The sequence below is a fragment of the Mycobacterium malmoense genome (assembly GCF_019645855.1).
Classification (GTDB): Bacteria; Actinomycetota; Actinomycetes; order Mycobacteriales; family Mycobacteriaceae; genus Mycobacterium; species Mycobacterium malmoense.
This window is the reverse complement of the sequence record NZ_CP080999.1, coordinates 4,623,864-4,644,311: the sequence shown is the minus strand read 5'-3', so window position 1 is coordinate 4,644,311 and position 20,448 is coordinate 4,623,864. Positions and strand designations below refer to the sequence as shown.

The 20,448-nt window shown below is 66.9% G+C and carries 18 protein-coding genes and 1 pseudogene; 12 read left to right on the top strand and 7 right to left on the bottom strand.

Annotated elements, in window-relative coordinates; translation table 11 throughout:
• Positions 1-9: 9 nt before the first annotated feature.
• Together K3U93_RS21370 and K3U93_RS21365 are read right to left on the bottom strand one after the other, a co-directional pair.
• Positions 10-3,282 carry a thioester reductase domain-containing protein gene (locus K3U93_RS21370; RefSeq protein ID WP_083009879.1) on the bottom strand — a complete coding sequence of 1,091 codons (3,273 nt, stop codon included), beginning with the start codon at positions 3,280-3,282 and terminating at the stop codon, positions 10-12.
• Between the two features lie 512 nt (positions 3,283-3,794).
• Entirely contained in the window at positions 3,795-4,808 is a 1,014-nt protein-coding gene (locus tag K3U93_RS21365) for a diacylglycerol/lipid kinase family protein (protein ID WP_071511114.1), read from the bottom strand.
• 219 nt (positions 4,809-5,027) lie between these two features.
• On the opposite strand from K3U93_RS21365, the gene K3U93_RS21360 reads away from it, so the two are divergent.
• Together K3U93_RS21360 and K3U93_RS21355 are read left to right on the top strand one after the other, a co-directional pair.
• The gene (locus K3U93_RS21360) at positions 5,028-5,897 is read left to right on the top strand and encodes an oxidoreductase (RefSeq protein WP_071511115.1); all 870 of its coding nucleotides are present in this window, start codon (positions 5,028-5,030) and stop codon (positions 5,895-5,897) included.
• A 76-nt stretch (positions 5,898-5,973) separates the two neighbouring features.
• A complete protein-coding gene (locus K3U93_RS21355) occupies positions 5,974-6,900 on the top strand; it encodes a DMT family transporter (protein WP_071511116.1) in 927 nt (308 codons plus the stop codon).
• 36 nt (positions 6,901-6,936) lie between these two features.
• Here K3U93_RS21355 and K3U93_RS21350 read toward each other — a convergent pair whose 3' ends face one another.
• On the bottom strand, positions 6,937-7,665 hold the full coding sequence (locus K3U93_RS21350; protein ID WP_071511117.1) for a histidine phosphatase family protein: 729 nt from the start codon (positions 7,663-7,665) through the stop codon (positions 6,937-6,939).
• Between the two features lie 8 nt (positions 7,666-7,673).
• Positions 7,674-9,386 carry a CocE/NonD family hydrolase gene (locus K3U93_RS21345; RefSeq protein WP_071511118.1) on the bottom strand — a complete coding sequence of 571 codons (1,713 nt, stop codon included), beginning with the start codon at positions 9,384-9,386 and terminating at the stop codon, positions 7,674-7,676.
• Between the two features lie 62 nt (positions 9,387-9,448).
• Here K3U93_RS21345 and K3U93_RS21340 point away from each other — a divergent pair, with 62 nt between their 5' ends.
• The 9 genes and pseudogenes from K3U93_RS21340 (at position 9,449) to K3U93_RS21300 (ending at position 17,561) form a co-directional block, all read left to right on the top strand.
• On the top strand, positions 9,449-10,048 hold the full coding sequence (locus K3U93_RS21340; protein ID WP_071511119.1) for a TetR/AcrR family transcriptional regulator: 600 nt from the start codon (positions 9,449-9,451) through the stop codon (positions 10,046-10,048).
• Positions 10,049-10,083: 35 nt separating this feature from the next.
• Complete coding sequence (locus tag K3U93_RS21335; RefSeq protein WP_071511120.1) at positions 10,084-10,776, top strand: M15 family metallopeptidase; 693 nt, start codon at positions 10,084-10,086, stop codon at positions 10,774-10,776.
• A 59-nt stretch (positions 10,777-10,835) separates the two neighbouring features.
• Positions 10,836-11,648 (top strand): methyltransferase domain-containing protein, encoded by an 813-nt coding sequence (locus K3U93_RS21330; RefSeq protein ID WP_071511121.1) that lies wholly within the window; start codon positions 10,836-10,838, stop codon positions 11,646-11,648.
• An 82-nt stretch (positions 11,649-11,730) separates the two neighbouring features.
• Positions 11,731-13,320 carry a methylmalonyl-CoA mutase family protein gene (locus K3U93_RS21325; protein WP_071511122.1) on the top strand — a complete coding sequence of 530 codons (1,590 nt, stop codon included), beginning with the start codon at positions 11,731-11,733 and terminating at the stop codon, positions 13,318-13,320.
• A complete protein-coding gene (locus tag K3U93_RS21320) occupies positions 13,321-13,755 on the top strand; it encodes a cobalamin-dependent protein (RefSeq protein ID WP_071511123.1) in 435 nt (144 codons plus the stop codon). It abuts the gene before it with no gap.
• Positions 13,740-14,696, top strand: a complete 957-nt coding sequence (locus K3U93_RS21315; protein ID WP_083009878.1) for an LLM class F420-dependent oxidoreductase — start codon at positions 13,740-13,742, stop codon at positions 14,694-14,696. Before K3U93_RS21320 ends, K3U93_RS21315 begins: the two co-directional genes overlap by 16 nt.
• Positions 14,693-15,736: a CaiB/BaiF CoA transferase family protein gene (locus K3U93_RS21310; protein WP_254893595.1), complete on the top strand. Its 1,044-nt coding sequence runs from the start codon at positions 14,693-14,695 to the stop codon at positions 15,734-15,736. Before K3U93_RS21315 ends, K3U93_RS21310 begins: the two co-directional genes overlap by 4 nt.
• A gap of 207 nt (positions 15,737-15,943) precedes the next feature.
• Positions 15,944-16,524 (top strand): annotated as a pseudogene (locus K3U93_RS21305) (hypothetical protein).
• Complete coding sequence (locus tag K3U93_RS21300; protein ID WP_071511125.1) at positions 16,521-17,561, top strand: helix-turn-helix domain-containing protein; 1,041 nt, start codon at positions 16,521-16,523, stop codon at positions 17,559-17,561. Before K3U93_RS21305 ends, K3U93_RS21300 begins: the two are co-directional and overlap by 4 nt.
• A 36-nt stretch (positions 17,562-17,597) precedes the next feature.
• Here K3U93_RS21300 and K3U93_RS21295 read toward each other — a convergent pair whose 3' ends face one another.
• Complete coding sequence (locus tag K3U93_RS21295; RefSeq protein ID WP_083009877.1) at positions 17,598-18,485, bottom strand: LysR family transcriptional regulator; 888 nt, start codon at positions 18,483-18,485, stop codon at positions 17,598-17,600.
• Between the two features lie 167 nt (positions 18,486-18,652).
• On the opposite strand from K3U93_RS21295, the gene K3U93_RS21290 reads away from it, so the two are divergent.
• Positions 18,653-19,546, top strand: coding sequence for an SDR family oxidoreductase (locus K3U93_RS21290; protein ID WP_083009876.1), 894 nt, complete (start codon positions 18,653-18,655; stop codon positions 19,544-19,546).
• Between the two features lie 172 nt (positions 19,547-19,718).
• Here the strand turns inward: K3U93_RS21290 and K3U93_RS21285 are convergent, their stop codons facing one another.
• The gene (locus tag K3U93_RS21285) at positions 19,719-20,033 is read right to left on the bottom strand and encodes a DUF4286 family protein (protein WP_071511128.1); all 315 of its coding nucleotides are present in this window, start codon (positions 20,031-20,033) and stop codon (positions 19,719-19,721) included.
• 30 nt (positions 20,034-20,063) lie between these two features.
• Entirely contained in the window at positions 20,064-20,396 is a 333-nt protein-coding gene (locus tag K3U93_RS21280) for a 2Fe-2S iron-sulfur cluster-binding protein (protein WP_083009875.1), read from the bottom strand.
• Between the last annotated feature and the right edge of the window lie 52 nt (positions 20,397-20,448).

Below are 20,448 nucleotides of genomic sequence, written 5' to 3'. Positions count from 1 at the left end.
CCCCTTGAATCATTCAGCAATACAACGCTTTTCGGCCTGCGTCTCGGTGATCAGACCCTCGCTGTGTAGGAACCGGACGAGATTGTCGACCGTCTCGGCCAGGGCCGGCTCACGCAGGCGGACCTTGGCCAGCGCGCGAGCCTGCCGGTACCGGCTGTTGCCATACCGCTTGTCCCGCATCGCCGCGATCTTGTCCGCCGAGCGCGTCAGGAAATCGACCAGCGGATAAATCGGATCCCGCGGCGTGCACCGGCGGTTCATCTGCTCGGCGAAGGACGGAATGTCGTGGTAGGCAAAGCGATAGCCGTAGCGCTCGGACAAAACGCGGGTGATGTCCATGAGGTTGTAGTAATCATCCGCGGTCATGTTGTAGATGATCCCGCCGCCCGTCTTATCCGTCGGCAGATCCATCAGCGCGACGATGTGATCCGCGATCAGGTCCGCCGGCAGCAGGCTGAGCTGGTTGAGCGCGTTGGCGGCGATGCCGTGCTCGATCATGAACGCCATGGTGCGCACCAAGATGTCGTCCTGACTCCCAAAACCCGCACTGGTGGGAGAGATCAACGAGGGCCGGTAGATGCGCACGTCGAGTCCCTGCCGCCGCGCGGCCAGCGCCAGCTGCTCGCCAACCCACTTGGTCTGCGAGTAGCCGAAGTCCAGCGCGTTCATCTCCGCGTTCGCGTCGGACTCCCCAACGACCGGCTTGACGCTCCACCCGTAGATAAAGGTGCTCGAAACCAGATGGAAGGTCTTCCGGTGCGCGGTCATGGCCAGGCGCAAAAGCTCGTGCGTACCAACCACGTTGGCAGGCCGCAGGGCGTCGTAGGTCCGCACGTAGTTGACCAGGGCGCCGTTGTGGACGACGGCGTCGACGCTCTCGGCCAGCCACCGGAACCCCGCCTCACCGATCCCCAGGTGAGGCTCGGCGAGGTCCCCGCAGACCACGCGCACCCGCGCCCGGACCTCGGCCTCCAAAGCCGGCGACCACAGCTGTGCCCGGCGCAGCGACGCGACGATCCGGTCCAGTCCGTGTTCGGCATCCGTCGCGCGGACCAGCGCGTGGACGGTGTGGGACGTCCGCCCGAGCAGGCTGCTCACCAGGAACGGTCCCAGGAACCCGGTCGCGCCGGTCAGCAGGATGTCGCTCGGCGCGCCCGCACGCGCCGGCGGAAGCTCCGGCAGCGGCAGCCGCGTGTCGGCACGCATCTGCGCGGCCTCGTACGCCTCGTACTCGGCGGAGATCTCGTCCAGCGCCCGGCGCAGCGCGTCGAGCGGCTGCCCGGACCCCTCGCCGAACTGCCGCATCAGCCCGAAGAACTCGGCGACCGTCAGCCGCTGGAGCAGGCGCGTGTTGACGTCCTCGGCCAGCTTCCCCGCGCCATGCTCCTCCAGCAGCGCCTGCAGGTCCGCCCGGAGTTCGGCCAGGGCCAGCGAGTCGATGCCGAGATCGGCGAAGGAGCAGTCCTCCTGCCCGGTGAGGTCGTAGCTCTCGATCAGATGGCGGAAGCGCTCGAGCGGACCCGCACCGGCGTCCGGCCCCTGGTGGGCCCGATTGACCCAGCTCGCCAGCACCGGCAGCTTGGCGTCCAGCCACAGCTGGCGGGTATGCGCGCGCCTAATCTTCCCCGACGTCGTCTTGGGAATGCTGCGCGGCGGCACGAACACGATGGTGTGCGGATCGACGTGGCAATGCCTGCGAATGGCTCGCGCCAGCGCCTTGGCGTCTGGGAGAACGTTCGGGCGCGCGCCCTCGTCGCGCACCTCGGCGACCACGACCAGCGCTTCGGAGTCCTCGCGCTCCACCGAGAAGGCGGCGACGCAGCCGTCGCGGACTTGCGCGGCCGACCGCTCCACGACAGCCTCGACGTCGGAGGGGTAGCAGTTGACGCCGCGGACGATGATCAGGTCCTTGCTCCGGCCGCAGACGAACAGCTCGCCCTCGTACAGGAAGCCGAGATCGCCGGTCCGCAGGTAGGTGTGGTTGTCATCGCCCACGATGCGGGCTCCGAAGGTCTCCGCGGTGAGCTCGGGGCGGCGCCAATAGCCGCCGCCCTTGGACGGTCCGTCCAGCCAGATCTCGCCGACCCGGCCCTCGCCCAGGGCCCGCCTCGATTGGGGGTCGACGATGCGGACCTCGCTGCTGTCAATGGGCTTGCCGCAGCTCACGACGGGCGCCTGGTTGCCGTTCTCCGGCACGGCCTTTTCGACCCGCGCGAGGTTGTTCTCCAGGGCGCGCTTGTTCAGGGTGACGATCTGGCGCCCGCGCAGCGACACGATCAGGGTGGATTCGGCCATGCCGTAGGCGCCGGTCAGCGCGTCGGGCCGCAGACCGTAGGGAGCGAAGCGCTGCCTAAAGCGCGTGAAGGTCTTGGCACGCAGCGGCTCCGCCCCGATGGCCAGGCTGTCCAGGCTGCTCAGGTCGATCCCGGCCAGCTCGGACGCGGGGAGCTTGTCCTCGCGCAGGCAGTACTCGAGGGCGAAGTTCGGCGCCGGCGAGTGGGTGGCGCGCACCTGGCCGATGAGCCGGAGCCAGGACGACGGCCGCTGAAGGAAGTCGACCGGTGACATCGCGTGCGTGGTCCCGCCCGTCAGCAAGACGAACAAGTACGCGGAGATCAAGCCCATGTCGTGGTGCTGCGGAAGCCAGCTGACGCACACCTCGTCGCCCGTGAAGGCCGAGCCGTTGGCGATGACGTTGGCGTGGCTGACGATCACGCCCTTGGGATCGCTGGTGGAGCCGGACGTGTACTGCAGGAAAAGCACCGGACCGGGCGTATCCGCCACGGGGGCGCCGCCAAACTCCTGCGTGCCATCCGTCGCGAACCAGGGCAGCTCCGGCGGCCGCGCGGCCTCTGGCCAGGGCAGCCCGCCTTGCGCACTCTCTTTGACGCCCAGCAGCAGCCGGTAGTCGTACTCGAACTGCTTGGTCGACAGCACCGCCCGGGCCTGGCAGTCCCGGGCGATGAAGCCGAGTTTGGCCAGTCCCGCCTCGAACGCCATGGGCAATGGGGGGCTGACCGGGACGGCGATCACGCCGAGGCGCGCGCAGGCGAAAAACGCCGCCACCATCTCCAGACCCGGCGGGTAGACCAGCAGCGCCCGCTCTCCCGGCCTGAGGCCGGCCTCTGCAGACAAATAGGCGGCCAGCTCACGCGTCCGGTCGGCGAAGCCCCGGTAGGTGTAGTGCTCGAGCTCCCGGCCCTCGGCATCGACGAACCGGAAGAGGGTCTGGTCCGGCCTCCGCGTTTCCCACATCTGCAGATAATCAATAAGCGTCTCCATCGTAGGAGTCCCCTTCCAAGTCATTAACAGAAAACAACTTCACTTCAATAATTGTTAAAGCCAATGTAGCGCCGTCGACGGATGCTAAGCAAAGCGTCAGAAGACATTTATGGGCTCTGCACATTAATCTCACAGGCTAGGCTTAACCAGCAAGGGAGATTGCATATATCGGCGCCCGCGACGAGTCTCCGCCGATACGGATATCAGTAACTCAGTAGCTTATTACCAGGTATTCTTCGTGCCTGTGTCTGTAAATACTGACTTACGGATCTACGTATTCACGTATCCAATGACGCTTCGGGCGAGCCTTGGCTTAAGGCGACAAATCCGCTTTTGTTTCCGCCGGATAAAAGACGAATACGCAAACTTATAGTGCAAATATTCAGTAAATATTCAAAGGCCACCATTGCGCCGCCAACCATTACATCCGGTGAGTGTCTTTGCGGAACTCCTGAACTACGGAGGACCGAGACTGATCTACTGACTTACTGACGTCCGGCCAGCGCGGGTGGTCACGCCGGCGCGGCGGTTGACGACCCTACCTGCGCGACGCGGATGCGCGGCCCAGCGCGGGCCACGAGCTTGACGATGCCACCGAAACGCTCGCCGTCGATGATCGGCGACAGCGGCTCGTCGTCGGCCTCGATGATCATCTCTCGGCCGTTGACGTCGCGCACCCGATCGCCGCGGATCGTACCGTTGGTGAGCGCCGCGGGAAGCTGCACGACGATCCTTGACGGCCTTAACTCCCCGGCCTGGAAATGCAGGGCACCGGGTGCGGAAGCCTTGGGGAAGAGCCGGAGCGGACCGCCGATGCGGAGGTCGATCGCGCCGGCGTGCAGCAGCCTGTGCGTCCGCGTCGGGACCTCCTCGCCGTCGATGACGACGCGAGCGTGCGTCGGGGTGAACAGGTGCGACGCGTAGCTGGGCCTCTTCGAACGGCCGGGGACCACTTTAGAGGCGATGTAGTCGCCGAACGTGCGACCGATCACTCGCGCGACGGCCGTCCGGTTATGGTCGGGGTTGGCGTAGTACTTGTCGTAGAACCGGTTACCCACGCCTCCGGCCGCCAGCCCGAAGCAAAGGCGATGAAACGTTGCGCCGTCGGCGGTTTCACCGTCGAGTTCCAGGGTGTCGAGGCGCACTTCGGGCGGAGGCCGATCCGACTCGGCGGCCGCCGTCAGCGCGCGAACAATCGCGTCGGGCCGCCCGCGCACCCCCGCCTTGCGCGCCACGGCGTTGACACTGCCGCCGTTGGTGGGCACGAACGTCGGCCACCGTTCCGGATCGGCTTCGCAGTGCTGGATTTCGTTGATCAACCAGTGCAGCGCCCCGTCGCCGCCGTCGCCCACGAGGTGGGTGACCCGCGGATAGATCTGCTCCACGGTCTCGCGGAGATCCTCGAGGGAGGCGGTTTCGTGCACCTCGCCCCATGGACCGACAATGCGACGCAGGTTGGCGGTGCGAACACCCGGCGCCGCACGATTTTTGCGTGCCTCCGGGTTGACAATGACGCCTAAATACATCCAGCGATCCCCGACGCACGCCTGAAGTGAAGGGCCAGCGAGGCGGGCACATCGCGTCCCAATCGGATGCTCCCCGGCGAGAGGCTGGTGTGCCCTGGTCGGATTCCGCGCGCCATCCGAGCACGATACCGTTGCCGCCCTCGTGGACTGCCCACACGTCCGGAGCCGCCGTCGCGGCCCGTCGGAAGCCGCCGCGATTTCGAAGTTAGTGTGTTTGCCATGCCTGGTTGGACCGCAGCGGACCTGCCGTCGTTTGCCGGACGCACCGCCATCGTCACCGGCGCCAACGGTGGCCTGGGCGAGGTGACCGCGCGCGAGCTGGCCCGGGTGGGCGCCCACGTCATCCTGGCCGTGCGCAACACCGAAAAGGGCGACGCCGCCGCCGAGCGCACGACGGGCGACCTCGAGGTGCGCCAACTCGACCTACAGGACCTGTCCTCGGTGCGGCGCTTCGCCGCCGGCATCGACAAGGTCGACGTCCTGGTCAACAACGCCGGCATCATGGCCACCAACTACGCGCTGACCGCCGACGGCTTCGAAGGCCAGATCGGCACCAATCATCTCGGTCATTTCGCGTTGACCAACCTGCTGCTGCCCAAGCTCACCGACCGCGTGGTGACGGTGTCTTCGCTGCTGCACAACATCGGCTACCTCAGCCTCAAAGACCTGAACTGGCAGTCCCGGCCGTATTCGGCGTGGCTGGCCTACGGCCAGTCGAAACTCGCCAACCTGCTGTTCACCAGCGAGCTGCAGCGGCGCCTGGACAGCGTCGGCTCGCCACTGCGGGCGCTGGCCGCCCACCCCGGCTACTCGCACACCAACCTGCAAGGCCACTCCGGCCGCAAGTTGGGCGACGCGCTGATCCGGGCCCTCACCCATGTCGTGTCCACCGATGCCGACTTCGGCGCCCGGCAAACGCTATACGCGGTGTCGCAGGATCTGCCCGGCAACACGTTCGCCGGTCCGCGATTTGGCCTGTATGGCCGTACCCAGCCGACCTGGCGCAATTGGCCGGCCAAGCGCGCGACCTCCGCCGCCGCACTCTGGGAACTGTCCGAACAGCTCACCGGCACCAAATTTCCGTTCTGAAACGTCGGGGCGCTGCGACCCGGCGGCCGTCCGGCGGATCGCGGCTAGATTAGTGGGGTCGGTGAGGAGGTCACCCATGTCGCGTACGGATATGGCTGCGCTTCTCGCCTTGTGCGCCGCGCTGGCATCCGCGATCGGCAATGTGATCCGTCAGCGGTCCGCGCAGGAGGTCACCGACAAACCCGTCGGCCACCTGACGCTGTTCGGCATGTTGTTGCGCGACACCCGCTGGTGGCTCGGCGGCCTCGGAGACATCGCCAGTTACGTGTTACTTGCCGCGGCCCTCGACAAGGGCTCGGTGTTGTTGGTCATGTCGCTGCAGGTGACGGCGCTCCTGTTCGCCCTGCCCATTTATGCGCGGGTGACCCGTCATCCGGTGACCCGCCGGGAGTGGACGTGGGCGGTCGTGCTGGCCGTGGCGTTGGCGGTGGTCATCGCGGTCGGGGATCCGACGGGCGGCCAGCAGCGGGCACCCCTGCAAACGTGGATCGTCGTGGCCGTCGTGCTGGGTCCGGCGTTGGGATTGTGTTTGCTGGGCGCCCGCATCTGGTCTAAGCGACCGGCAGCGGCGGTGCTGCTGGCGGCGGTGGCCGGTTCGCTACTGGCGGTGTTCTCGGTGCTGATGAAGGGCATTGTCGACATCGTCGAACACGGCGCCGGCCAGCTGTGGCACACACCCGAGCTGTACGGCTGGGTGTTCTGCGGGGTGGCCGGAATGATCTATCACCAATCGGCTTACCGTGCCGGCGCACTGACCGCCTCCCTGCCGACGATCATCGTCGCCAAGCCGGTGGTGGGCGGGGCGCTTGGGATCGTTGTGCTCGGCGAGACGCTGGAGGCCGGCGGCGGGGAGTGGTTTGTGCTGGCGGTGGCGGCGGTGCTGGTGATCGTCGCGACGGTGGGCCTGGCTCGCGGTGAGGCCGCCACCATGGCGGCCGGCGCGGGCCAAGACGTGAAGATCACCGACCGGCCAAAGTCGCTGTCGCAACGCTTGGGCGGCTGAGTTCGCCGCTCCGCTCGACAGGCCATTCGGCTACGGTCAGCACGGCGGAGGATCGGCGTCCCATTCGGTCAGCGTCCAGTCGTCGGAGGGACTTCCGGTCACCACCACGCGGCCCAGGTTCGGCAGCGGCTTGCTGGCCAGCAACGACCGGTCGGGATTATGCACGGTCATCTGCACCCACAGCATGATCGCCGCGCTATGCGAGAACGCGACCGGGTTCTGTTCGCCGCTGTCGTAAATGTGTCGGACGGCATCGTCGAACCGCGCTTCGAATTCGTTGCCGTCCACCGAGCCCGGGATCCGCGCGCTGCGGTCACCGTGCAACCACCGCTGCGGCGCGGCAAAGTAGGTCTGCGGGACGTTGGATTCGGGTGTGCCTTCGTACTGGCCGGCCTCGATCTCCCGCAACCCGGGCAGCACGTTGACGGGTTCTCCCAGCGCTTGCGCCGTCGGCGTGGCCGTTTCCTGGGTGCGGATCATGGTGGAGGCGTAGACGCCGTCGTAGTGGTTGGCGCTCAGCTGCCCGGCCGCGAGCGTCGCCTGACACCACCCTCTGGGGGTGAGCTCCGGGCCGGGGGTCGAGGTGTCGACCACGCCCGAGGCGTTGCCCGCCGATTGGGCATGCCGCACCAGCGTCAGCGTGATGGTGTGCGGGCCGGCCGCCCGCGCCGATCCACAGCCCGCGGCCGACACCGCGACGACGACGGCCGCGACGAAACGCCGTGCGGTTACCACTCGCCAGTCGACCTTATTCGCGCGCGGCATGAGTAAGGCTACGCGAGCACCGGGATCAGCAGCCGTGACGACGAGCGAACGGTGTTCAGGCTGGAAGTACCGACGCTGGCATGCCGGAAGTTCATGATCGCCGGCGCCGATGGGTCCTGGTCGTCGCCGGTGAGCACCAGCCGAACGCGGTGGCCGGACTTGAACCGTCGAGCGTTGGGCACCAACGGGATTCGGTACACGACGTCCTCGCCCAGCGGTATCGCCCGGGCATTGCGGCACGGCAACGCCGGCGCCCCGGGACGGCTGGCCGCCTCGTCGACCTCGCGAAGGCTGGCCCGCAGCCAGCCCGCGGTCACATCGGTGGCTTCGCCGCCGGGAGCCACGTCCTGCAGCATCGCCATCCAGGCGGTGTCGATCGCCGTCGCCGAGGCGACCAGTCGCAGCTCGACGTCGCCCACCACGTCCAGGTCCTCACCCAGCGGTTCACCGGTCCAGGTCAGCGTCGAGGGCGGATCGATCGGACTGGGCTTGGCGCGGCCCAAACCCGCACCCAGCACCATGAATTCGCGGCCGCCCGGCTCGCCCTCGTCGTCGCTCAACGTGCCGTCGGCGCGCAGGGCGAGTTCCCGATGCGGGGCTTGCGACGGCGGCCACGAGTCCGCGGTGCGCCACTCGTCGGCGCCCGGCAGGAAGTACCGGATGGGTGGTCCGTCGGTGATCCCGGTGTCGTGGCCCTTCAGCCAGTGGTCGTACCAGGCCAGCGCCTCGGTGTGCATGCTCTCCCACGGCCACGTCAGCCCGAACTTGCCGAGCATGCCCATCCGCACAGATCCGTTGTCCGACAGCGCTTTCCACGAGGCGAACGTCGACGGCAGGTGCAGCGGCACGTTTTCCCAGTCGCAGCCGAGGTAGACCGGGATGTCGATTTCCTTCAGCAGCGGCAACAGGTTTCGCTCCTCCCACCACTCGTCACGGGTGGGGTGTTTGACCGCGGCCTGTAGCCACAGCTCGTCCCATGGGTGGGGGTTGTGCGGCAGCCGGAGAAGTTGCCGCAGCATGGTCACCGCCGCCTCGCCGTTGGCGGTCTCGAATTTCTTATGCACGCGTGGGGTGTTCAGCACGCGGCGGGCCACACCGACGGGCTTGCTGCGCCACAGCTTGTCGCTGCGGTCGGAGGTCAGGCCCATCATCGCGAGGAACGGCGTGAGGAACGACGAACTCAACAGGCCGTGGTGGTTGGCGCCTTCGTACAAATCCGCCGTCACGGCCAGCGGGAAGATCGCCTTGAGGTGCGGCGGCCGCTCGACGGCGGCCTCGAGTTGGGTCATCGCGAAGTAGCTGATGCCGATCATGCCGACGTTGCCGTCGCACCAGGGTTGAGCCGCGACCCATTCGACGAGGTCGTACACGTCCTGGCGTTCCTGAGCGTCGAAGAAGTTGAACGTGCCGTCGGAGCCGCAGGTGCCGCGCAGGTTGGCGATGGCGTGCACATAGCCGCGCGGCACCCAGAAGTCCGTCACGCCGGCCTCGATGAATCCGGCCGGGGCGCCGAGGTCCTGCATCTGCCGCGGGTACGGCGAGGCGGCGAGCAGCGCCGGGAAACGCTCTTCGGAAACGGGCCGGTGGATATCGGCCAAAAGCCTTGTGCCGTCACGCATCTCGATCGCGGTGTTGATGTCGCTGCGCTGTGCGTACCGCGGCTCGCTGAGGTTCCGGTATTGGCGTCCGGTGGTCTGCGGGCCGTTGAGCCTCTTCGTCATAGTCTCACGCTACGTTGACACTAGTCTCAACGCAAGATGAAATTCCGCGGTATGGTGAGGCCGTGGCGAAGCGATCGATCCCGCCGGGCCCGCGCGATGAGCGTGGCGTGCTGGCGGCGCGCATCCTGGCCGCGGCTCGCGGCGAATTCGCCGAACACGGCTGGGCCGGCACGCCGATCCGGGCCGTCGCCCGCGCCGCGGACGTCGACCCGGCGCTGATCTACCACTACTTCGGCTCCAAGGAGGGCCTGCTCGATGCCGCCACCGCCCCACCGCAGAAGTGGCTCGACTCCGTCGCCAAGACGTGGGCCACGCCGAGGGCCGATCTGGGTAGGCAACTGATCCGCAACGTGCTGGACGCCTGGGGTGACGAGGACGTTGGTCCCGCGCTGCGGGCGGTGGTGCTGACCGCCGCCCACGAAGCCAAAACCCGGGAAAAGCTAAGGCTGATCGTGGAACGCGGCCTGATCGGCGGGTCCACCCTTGGCGACGACGAGGATGAACGGCTGCGCCGCAGCGGCCTGGTCGCCAGCCAGCTGATCGGCTTTGCGCTGTTGCGCTATGTCTGGAAGATCGAGCCGATCGCGTCGATGCCCGACGACGAGGTGGTGGCGGCGTTGGCACCCAACCTGCAGCGCTACGTCGACGGCGACATCTCCTAGCCCGTCGATCGAGGCGGAACCGGGACAATGGCCAGATGCGTCGTTTGTGGGTCGTCGTGATCGCCGTCGGCCTGGCAGCGGTGTGCGGTGGCGCGGCCGCGCAAGCCAGCCCCGACGTGCCGCCCGTCAGCGACGCGGCGCACGCGGCGGGATTCGTCGACGTTCGCAGCGTGGTCCCCGACGCCATCATCGACCTGCGCTACGCGACGACCAACAATTTCACCGGCACACAGTTGTATCCCTCGGACGCCCGATGCCTGGTCCATCAATCCATGGCGCCGGGGCTGGCGGCGGCCGCGACGGCGCTGCGGCCGCAGGGTCACGTGCTGGTGTTCTGGGACTGCTACCGGCCGCACGACGTTCAGGTCAAGTTGTTCAACGCGGTCCCCAACCCGGCCTGGGTGGCCCGCCCGGGCCCCTATGCGCACAGCCACGAGTCCGGGCGTTCGGTTGACGTGACATTCACCGGCGTGCAAGGGCAGTGCCCGCGCGAGCGGCAGGTGGATGGGTTGTGCCTGGCCGACATGGGCACCGACTTCGACGACTTCTCTTCGCGGGCAACGGCTTTCGCGACCCAGGGCGTCAGCACCGATGCCCAGGCGAACCGGGCCCGGCTGCGGGACGCCATGAAGTACGGCGGGTTGACCCCCTACTCCGGAGAGTGGTGGCATTTCGACGGTCCCGGTGCCGCCGTCGACCGACCGATCCTCAACGTCCCGGTGGACTAGCTGTCTCGTATTTTGGGACAAATATTTCATATTCTGAGCCACCCGGTAAGCTTCGCACCGTGAACGACGAACGTCCGGCCAAGTACACGCACGGGCATCACGAGTCGGTGCTCCGCGGCCACCAGCGACGCACCGCCGAGGATTCCGCGGCCTACCTGCTGCCCCACCTGAAGCCGGGACTATCGGTGCTGGACATCGGATGCGGTCCAGGGACGATCACCGCCGACCTGGCCGCCCGCGTCGCGCCCGGGACGGTGATGGCCGTCGATCTGTTCGCCGATGTCCTCGACGTGGCCCGCGCCGAGGTCCAGCGGCGCGGCCTGCCTAACGTTTCGTTCGCGACCGCCGACGTGCACAAGTTCGACTTCCCCGACGACGCATTCGATGTCGTCCACGCCCACCAGGTGTTGCAACACGTCGCCGATCCGGTGCGGGCGCTACGGGAGATGAGGAGGGTGTGTCGGCCGGGCGGCGTCGTCGCGGCCCGAGACGCCGACTACGCGGGCTTCATCTGGTATCCGCGGCTGCCCGCGTTGGACTTGTGGCGTGACCTCTATGACAAGGCGGCGCGCGCCAACCGCGGCGAACCGGATGCCGGCCGGCGGCTACTGTCGTGGGCCCTGGAGGCCGGCTTCGACGACGTCACCCCGACGGGCAGCCTCTGGTGCTACGCGACGCCGGCGACCCGCGAATGGTGGGGCGGAATGTGGGCCGACCGCATCCTGCACTCTGGCGTGGCGCGTGAGCTGCTGGCGTTGGGCCTGGCCACTCCCGCGCAGCTCGAGGAGATCGCCGCGGCATGGCGCGCCTGGGCCGCGGCTCCCGACGGATGGTTGTCGATACCCCACGGCGAGATCCTCTGCCGCGCCTAGGCTCGGCGGCGCAACGCGCTATTCCGGCAGGTCAGCGCTATGGTATTGGCATTCTCTTTTTTTGCAAGTACGTTATTCATCGATGGATAACGCTGCTCAGACGCCGTCCGGGATCCCGCTGCGGCCCGTCTACGGGCCGGCGGACGTCGCCGCCGAACCGCCGCCTCCCGGGGAATTTCCCTTCACGCGCGGCAACTTCGCGTCGGGCTACCGGGGCAAGTTGTGGACATTTCGGCAGTACTCCGGCTTCGGTACGGCCGAGGAATCCAACCGTCGTTACCGCTATCTGCTGGGTCAGGGTGGGACGGGCCTGTCGGTGGCGCTCGACCTGCCCACCCAGTGCGGATACGACTCCGACGACCCCGAGTTCGGTGAGGAGGTCGGCCGGGTCGGCGTCGCGATGGACACCCTGGCGGACGCCGAAATCCTGTTCGACGGCATCCCGCTGGACAAGATCAGCACGAGCATGACGATCAACGGCACGGCGGCGATCCTGCTGGCGTTTTACGTTGCGGCCGCCGAGAAAAAGGGCATTCCGCGCGCGAAGCTCACCGGGACCATTCAGAACGACATCCTCAAGGAGTACGCTTCGCGCGGGACGTGGATCTGGCCGCCGGAGCCGTCGCTGCGGCTGATCGCCGACACTATCGAGTTCTGCGCGGCCGAGGTTCCGAGATTTAACGCTATCTCGGTGGCCGGGGCGCACTTTCGGGACGCGGGAGCCACCGCGGTGCAAGAAATGGCGTTCACCCTGGCCGACGGTGTCGCCTATTGCGACACCGTGGTGGAACGGGGCCGGATGACGATCGACCAGTTCGCGCCGCAGATCTCGTTCTTTTTCTACACGCACGGGGACTTCTTCGAAGAGATCGCCAAATACCGTGCGGGACGGCGACGTTGGGCGACGATCGTGCGGGACCGCTACGGGGCCCCGGATAAGTCGGTGACGGACAAGGCGTCGATGTTCCGCTTCGGCTGCGTGTGCGGCGGTGCGTCTTTGTATGCGCCGCAAGCACATAACAACGTGGTGCGGGTCGCCTACGAGGCGATGGCGGCGGTGTTGGGGGGCGTCCAGTCGATGTTCACCGCGGCCTGGGACGAGCCGTTCGCGCTGCCCACCGAGGAGTCCACCACGCTGGCGCTGCGCACCCAGCAGATCCTGGCCTACGAAACCGGTGTGGCCAGCGTCGCCGACCCGCTGGGCGGCTCCTATTTTGTCGAGGCGCTCACGGACGCCACCGAGGCCCGCATCGTCGAGATCATGGACGACCTCGATCGGCACGGCGGCATGGTCAGCGCGATCGAGGACGGCTATCTGCAGGGGCTGATCGCCGACGAAGCCTTCCGGATGCATCAGGACATCGAAGCCGGCACCCGTCCCGTCGTCGGGGTCAACCGATTCGTGACTGATGAGCCCGAGCCGGATGTCGTGACCTATGAGCTCGACGCGGAGGGCCGCGACCTGCAGCTCAAGCGGCTCTCGGCGGTGAAGGCCGAAAGAGACAGCGGCGCGGTGCAATCCACGCTTGCGGCCCTGTCGCGGGCCGCCGAGGGAACCGACAACCTGATGCACAAGCTGATCGACTGCGCCAACGCCTACTGCACGATCGGGGAGATGGTCTCCGCGCTCAAGGCGGTGTGGGGCGAATTCCAGCAACCGGTGGTGTTCTAAATGGCCGTTCGTGTCTTGGTCGCCAAGCCCGGTCTCGACGGGCATGACCGCGGTGCCAAGATCGTCGCGCGCACCCTGCGCGACGCCGGATTCGAGGTGATCTACACCGGCATCCGGCAGCGCATCGAAGACATCGCCTCGATCGCCGTCCAGGAAGACGTGGCCGTCGTCGGCCTGAGCATCCTGTCCGGTGCCCACCTGACCCTGACCGCGCGGACCATCGACGCGCTGCGCGCCGCCGACGCCGCCGACATCGCTGTCGTCGTCGGCGGGACGATCCCGCACGCCGACGTCCCCAAGCTGTTAGAGGCCGGCGCCGCCGCGGTGTTTCCCACTGGGACACCGCTCGAGGTGCTCGTGTGCGAGATCCGCGCGCTGACCGACAATCCCCAACCTGCCCTGAAAGAAACAGAGGAATCGTGCGCCTCGGAGTGATGGTCGGACCCGAGCGCGGGGATTCCGCGCGCAAGGTCACCCGGATGCTGGCCGACATCGACTGGGCGGAAACCGCCGGCTTGGATACCGCCTGGATCCCGCAGATTCCCAACGACTTCGACGCGCTGGTGGCGGTCACCCTGCTGGGGACGCGCACCAGCCGCATCGAGTTGGGCACCGCCGTCGTTCCGCTGCAGACCCAGCACCCAATCGCGCTGGCCCGCCAGGCCTTATCGGTGCACGCGGCCACCGGCGGCCGGTTGGTGCTGGGCGTCGGCCCGTCCCATCACTGGATCGTCGACGACATGCTCGGGATCCCCTACGAGCGGCCCGCCGCCTACACCCGGGACTACCTCGACGTGCTGCACGCTGCCTTCACCAACCCCGGCCCCGTCGATGTGGAGAACGACACGTTCCGGGTGCACAACCCGCTCGACCTGGGTCCGGTGGCGCCGCTGCCGGTGCTGGTCGCCGCCCTCGGGCCGGTGATGCTGACCATCGCCGGCGAGCGGGCCGACGGCACCGTGCTGTGGATGGCCGACGAACGCGCCGTGGCCGAGCACGTGGTGCCGCGGATCACCAAGGCCGCCGACAACGCCGGCCGCCCGGCCCCACGCGTCGTCGCCGGCATTCCCGTCTGCCTTTGCGGCGCAGGCGAAGTCGATGCCGCGCGCGAGCGCGCCAACCGGATCCTGGGCGAGGCCGAGGTTTCGCCCAACTATCAGCGACTGCTCGGCTACGGCGACGCCAGGGACGTCGGCGACATCTGCGCGGCCGGCGACGAGGACGCAATCCTGGCTCGGCTGCGCCGATTCGCCGACGCCGGGGTCACCGATCTGTCGGTGCGGCTGCTGCCGATCGGCGACAACCGCGACGAGCTCGTCGCCTCCAAACGCCGGACCCGTGAGGTGATCGCCGCGCTGGCAACGGAGTTGCGGTGACGGGGGGCCGCTCCACGGGGCCGCTGGCGGGGGTTCGCCTCCTCGAGGTCGGCACCATGCTGGCCGGTCCCTACGCCACCATGCTGCTCGCCGATCTCGGCGCCGAGGTCACCAAGATCGAGCCTTACGGCGGCGAGATCTCCCGCGGGGTCGGGCCGAGCTACTTCGCAAGCCTCAACCGCAACAAGTCCAGCGTCTGCCTGGACCTGAATTCCGATGCGGGACAACGGCACCTGGGAGAGTTGGCAGCGGATTCCCACGCGCTGCTGGTGAACCTCAAACCGTCGGCCATCCGCCGGCTGGGTCTCACCTACGAGGCGCTGCGGCGATACAACGAGCGGATCGTCTGCGTGGCGATCACCGGCTTCGGGCTGCACGGCGGCGACGATCCGGCCTTCGATTACGTGATACAGGCGGCGACCGGTATCGCCGCGATGACGGGCGACCCGGATGGCCCGCCGACGCTGCCGGGTTATTCGTCGGCCGACAACTCCACCGGAATGTGCGCGGCGCTGGGCCTGCTGGCCAAGATCGTCTCCGGTACCGGAGGGCAAGTGGATGTGTCGCTGCGCGACGTCATGCTCTCGCAGCTCAACTATCACGCCTCCGCCTACCTCAACGACGGCATCGAGCCGCAGCGACGACCAAACGGGGCGCACTCGTATTACGTTCCAGCACAGCTCTTTCCGACCGCAGACGGGTATCTGGCGCTGTTCGTCACCCACGACGGATTCTGGAAATCCTTTGCGGCCGAGGCGAACATCGACGGTTTCGACACGATGGCCGAGCGGGTGGCCCGCCGCGACGAAGTCCTCGCCGTCGTCACAGCGGCGCTGTCGACGGACACCGCGGCCGGCTGGGAACGGCGGCTGCGTCCACTCGGAGTGCCGGCGGCGGCCGTTCGAACGCTGCCCGAGGCACTCGACGCAAACCCGGAAGTCGTTGTGAGGGCGGGCGATTTCCGCCTTGTGGCGAGCCCGATCCACGTTTCCGGCTATGAGCCCGACTACCGGCCGCCGCCGGAGTTGGATGAGGATTAAGGAGTGTCGTCTGTGAGGTACGGGGCCCAGTCTCCGGCATGCGCGATATCGAGACCACCGGCGACTACTGGCTCGGGTGTGGTGGGGATGCCGGGACCACAGAGCATGCGTCCCGGCGCATCTTGCTGCGAAAACACACTCTTGTCGGGCACCGATGGTATGTTTTCCGGTCTGTTTTCAGAGCCTTATCCGACCGATGACGAGGTTATGGCGGAGCGCGGTGACAAGTTTCTTACCGCTCTGGTGAGCTCTGTCAGGGGTACGCGCGGCGACATACGCGACATGCGTGAGTGGCGGCCCGATTGGTTTCCGACCATGCATAGTCGCTGTCTGTCCAACGTGATCCACGACAGGATCTGGGCGCGTCTTGTCGCCGCCATTGAGAGCGACCCGGCAACGAAGATCATTGAGAAGGGGCCCACCCGCGAGATCGCGGTCGGACTCCATCGCCGACTGCGCATCAAACGTCATCTCACCGGAGACAAGATCAGCACCTATCCCACCGAGCCGCCATCGAATTTTGGTAGCAGGACAGCCAATACGCGTTACCAGGGCTGGAGGAAGTCCGCATTGCGGTCGGCTATCGGTGGGATCCCGAGGCCCGTGAAATTGAGGCTCCGCTCCTATCACTGCGCGACGGGAAGGATAACGTAATCTGGGCTGTCGAGCTGGATGAGCCGGCCGAAGGTGTGAACGTGACCTGGACCCCAATCGAACCGACGCTGCCTTCTATCGACTTAGGTGAGTTGGGCGACGAGACCGAGTCAGAAGCATCAGAGGACCAATGACCGGACTGGGAGATGTGCTCACGATCGCCCGAAAAGCGCGGGGAATCACCCAGATTGAGCTGGCCGAAATGGTCGGAGTAACGCAACCGGCGATCAACAGGTACGAATCAGGAGACCGTGACCCGGACAAGAACACGCTGACCAAGTTGGCCGCTGTCCTCGGCGTGACCGAGGAGTTGCTCACGCATGGCAACCGATTCCGGGGTGCCCTCGCAGTCGATGCGCACATGCGGCGCCAAACGACCACCAAAGCGTCGGCTTGGCGCCAGATGGAGGCCCGCCTGAACCTGTTGCGGGTCCATGCATCGTTCCTCTTCGAGGAGGTGTCGATCGCTAGCGAACAGCACGTCCCCGCCTTCGACCCTGAGTTCACCACCCCCGAGGACGCCGCCAAGATGGTGCGTGCCCAATGGCGTATGCCGATGGGGCCCGTGGTGAACCTGACAAGGTGGATGGAGGCGGCGGGCTGCCTGGTGTTCGAGGAGGACTTCGGTACCCAGCGCATCGACGGCCTATCGCAATGGGTCGACGATCACCCAGTCATCCTGATCAACGCCAACTCCGCACCTGACCGGAGACGGTTGACCAAGGCCCACGAGCTTGGCCACCTGGTCCTACACTCCAACGTGCCAACCGAGGGCATGGAAGATGAGGCCAACCGCTTCGCCGCCGAATTCCTCATGCCCGCCGATGAGATCCGCCACGAACTACGTCGACTTGACCTCGGCAAATTGCGGGACCTCAAGCGTGAGTGGGGCGTGTCAATGCAGGCGTTGTTGGAGCGGGCCTACCGCATGGGCCTGGTTACCCCTGACGCTCGCACCAAGTTCTACAAGATGATGAACGCACGCGGGTGGAAGACCAACGAGCCCGACGTCGAGTTCATCCCGGTCGAGAAGCCTGCCCTGCCAGTCCACATTGGCAAGGCGCTGCGAACGCGAGGATTTTCCGATGAGCAGGCTGCCAGGATTGCTGGCTACGTCGATCCTGGTGAGAATCCGTTCCGTCCCGAAAGTAGTCGCCTCCGGGTGGTGTAAGAAACCGCCATCCCACCAACAACTCGACGTTCGTCGTCAGGAGCTGGGACCGGTGAGGTGGGCTTCGGCGAGCTTGCGGAACGCCGCCACCAGGCGGCCGCGATCCCCGGCGCGAGTCGCCAATACGACGTGGCTCGGCTCGACGCCTGCCAAAGGGACCGCGGTGATATCGGGTCGCGGGCTGTTGCCGCGAAAGCCGGCCGTGATGGCCACCGCCTGCCCGGCGGCGATGAGTTCGAACTTGTCCTCGAGCGCGTCGATGAAAGGGCCGTCGGGCGCGCGGCGCCCGTCGGGCCGGGGATCGATCCGCCAGAAGGCGCTCCAGGCCGGATCGGAATGACGCACCCGCGGCATCGGTTCGTCGGCGATGTCGTCGAGGGTGACCGATTCCCTGCCCGCCAGGCGATGGTCGACGGGCACCACCAGCACCCGCGGCTCGTCGTAGAGGATCGTCACGTGCAGCTGGTCGGTCGGAAACGGCAGCCGGGTGACCACCGCGTCTACCCGATGGTCGAGCAGCGCATTACGCGGTTGGTCCCAATCCAGGTGCAACGCTTGCACGTCGGCGTCCGGGTGTTCGCGGCGTAACTCGCGCACCGCCGGGGTGACGATCAGGCCCGTCGTGTAGCCGATGACGATGCGGCTCGGCTGGGCGGCGGCCCGGGCCTGCGCCGCAGCTTGGGTGGCCGAGCGCAGCAGCGCCTTGGCCCGGGGCAGGAACACCTCGCCGGCCTCGGTCAGCCGGGTGCCCTGCGACGTGCGGTCCAATAGGCGGACGCCCAGCTGCTGCTCCAGCCGGCGGATCTGGCGGCTCAAGGACGGCTGCGCGACCCGCAGAGCGGCGGCTGCCCGGCCGAAGTGCCGGTGCTCGGCCACCACGACGAAGTAGCCCACCAGCCGCAGATCGAGGTCCACCGCCGTCATGCGCCAACTGTAGCTGCAGCAACCGGTGCCTAGGCGCCCATGCCGGCCGTTTATCTGCTGTGATACCCGAATTGCATCGCGTCATATGGAATAGGACTTGGACACGTTCCCGGTGCCGTCATTGACTTGATGGCATACCCGCCTAATAAGACCAAGAAGGACTTTCCATGCACGTCTTTGTTACTGGCGCGACCGGGCACATCGGTTCCGCCGTCGTCACCGAACTCCTCGAAGCCGGGCACCACGTCACCGGCCTGGCTCGGTCGGACGAGGGCGCGGCCGCCCTGACGGCCGCCGGCGCCACGCCGCACCGGGGCGACCTCGACGACCTCGACGGCCTGCGGGACGCCGCCGCGGCGTCCGACGGCGTCATCCACCTCGCCTTCAAGCACGACTTCAACGACTACGCGGGCGCCGCCGAGACGGACCTGCGCGCCGTCGAGACCATGGGGGAGGCGCTCGTCGGTTCCGGCCGGCCCTTCGTCATCACCTCGGGAACACTCCTCCTCGCACTTGTCGGGCAGGGCGGCATCGGGACCGAACACGACACATTGCCCGGCGGACCGCGGATCGACTCGGAGAACGCGGCGATCGCGCTGGCCGAGCGCGGCGTTCGGTCGTCGGTCATCCGGCTTGCGCCGTTGGTGCACAGCAACCTCGACCACCACGGCTTCGCTCACCACCTGATCAACACCGCCCGCGCCACGGGCGTGTCCGCCTACATTGGCGACGGCGCCAACCGCTGGCCCGCCATCCACACGCTCGACGCCGCCCACCTGTACCGGTTGGCTCTCGAAAACGCCCCCGCGGGAACGCGATTGCACGGGGTTGCCGACGAGGGCGTGCCGTTCCGTGACATCGCCGGTGTCATCGGCCGCCATTTGGATGTGCCGGTGGTCGGCATTCCCGGCGAAGAAGCCGGCCACTTCGGCTTTCTGTCGTTGTTCGCGTCTTTGGACAACCCGACGTCGAATGCGCTGACCCAGAAGGTGCTTGACTGGCATCCCGAACGGACCGGGCTGATCGAGGATCTCGACGAAGGCCATTACTTCGGCGAGTGAGGGAGGGTCCGGTGGGTCAGTGAATGTGGTTGTCGCCCAAGGCAATCCCCTGGGCATCGCCGCCAAGGCGTACGGGCAGCCGGTTCACATAAGGCATACGAGTCGACGCGCCCTGACCGATGCGGGGATGCATGTGGCTGGTGTGGTAGCCGCGGCCCAGGACGCCAGGCGGCTACCCGCCGTACTCGGTTGTCACTTCGAGGAGACGCATGATCGGCGGCGGATCCAGCTGCAGGGCGTCGGACATGTGTAGTTGACCGGCGTTGGCGAGCATGTTGTCCAGGATGGCCTGAAGATCGTCGCCCTCGACCTCGTAGAGGGCGACATACGGGCCATCACCGTCAACCGGGCGCAGCCGGCGCGCCGAGACGAACCCGTCGAGAGTCACGAGCTCACCCAAGTGGACTTCGTCGTACCAGGTGTTGTACTCCTCGTCGCGATCCGGCGAACTGGGTCGACTCTCCACGAGGATGATGCCCTTGGCCATCTTGGATACCTTAAGCCGCCTCTCGCGTGATTACTCGTAGCGCACCGTGACCGAAGCGGTGTCGGGTACGCCCTGGCACGTCAGAATGTAGCCGTCGGCCACTTCGTCGTCGTCGAGAGCGTCGTTGACCCGCATGGTCGCGTGGCCCTCGACGAGCCTGGCCATGCAGGTGCCGCAATTGCCGGCCTCGCAGTTGAACGGCGGATCCAGGCCGGCCCGCCGTGCGCTCTCCAACAGGGTCTCGCCCGCAACCAATGGCACCGACGCTCTCTTGCGGTCCAGGTAGATCGTCACCGTGCCACCATTTGGTGCGGGATCTGTCACCCGTGGAGTCTCCTCGATGATCGCGGTGACCGCCGCCATGGCCGCCCCTCCCGTACTTGTATTCTTCAGTATAGAGAATACTATTCTCACA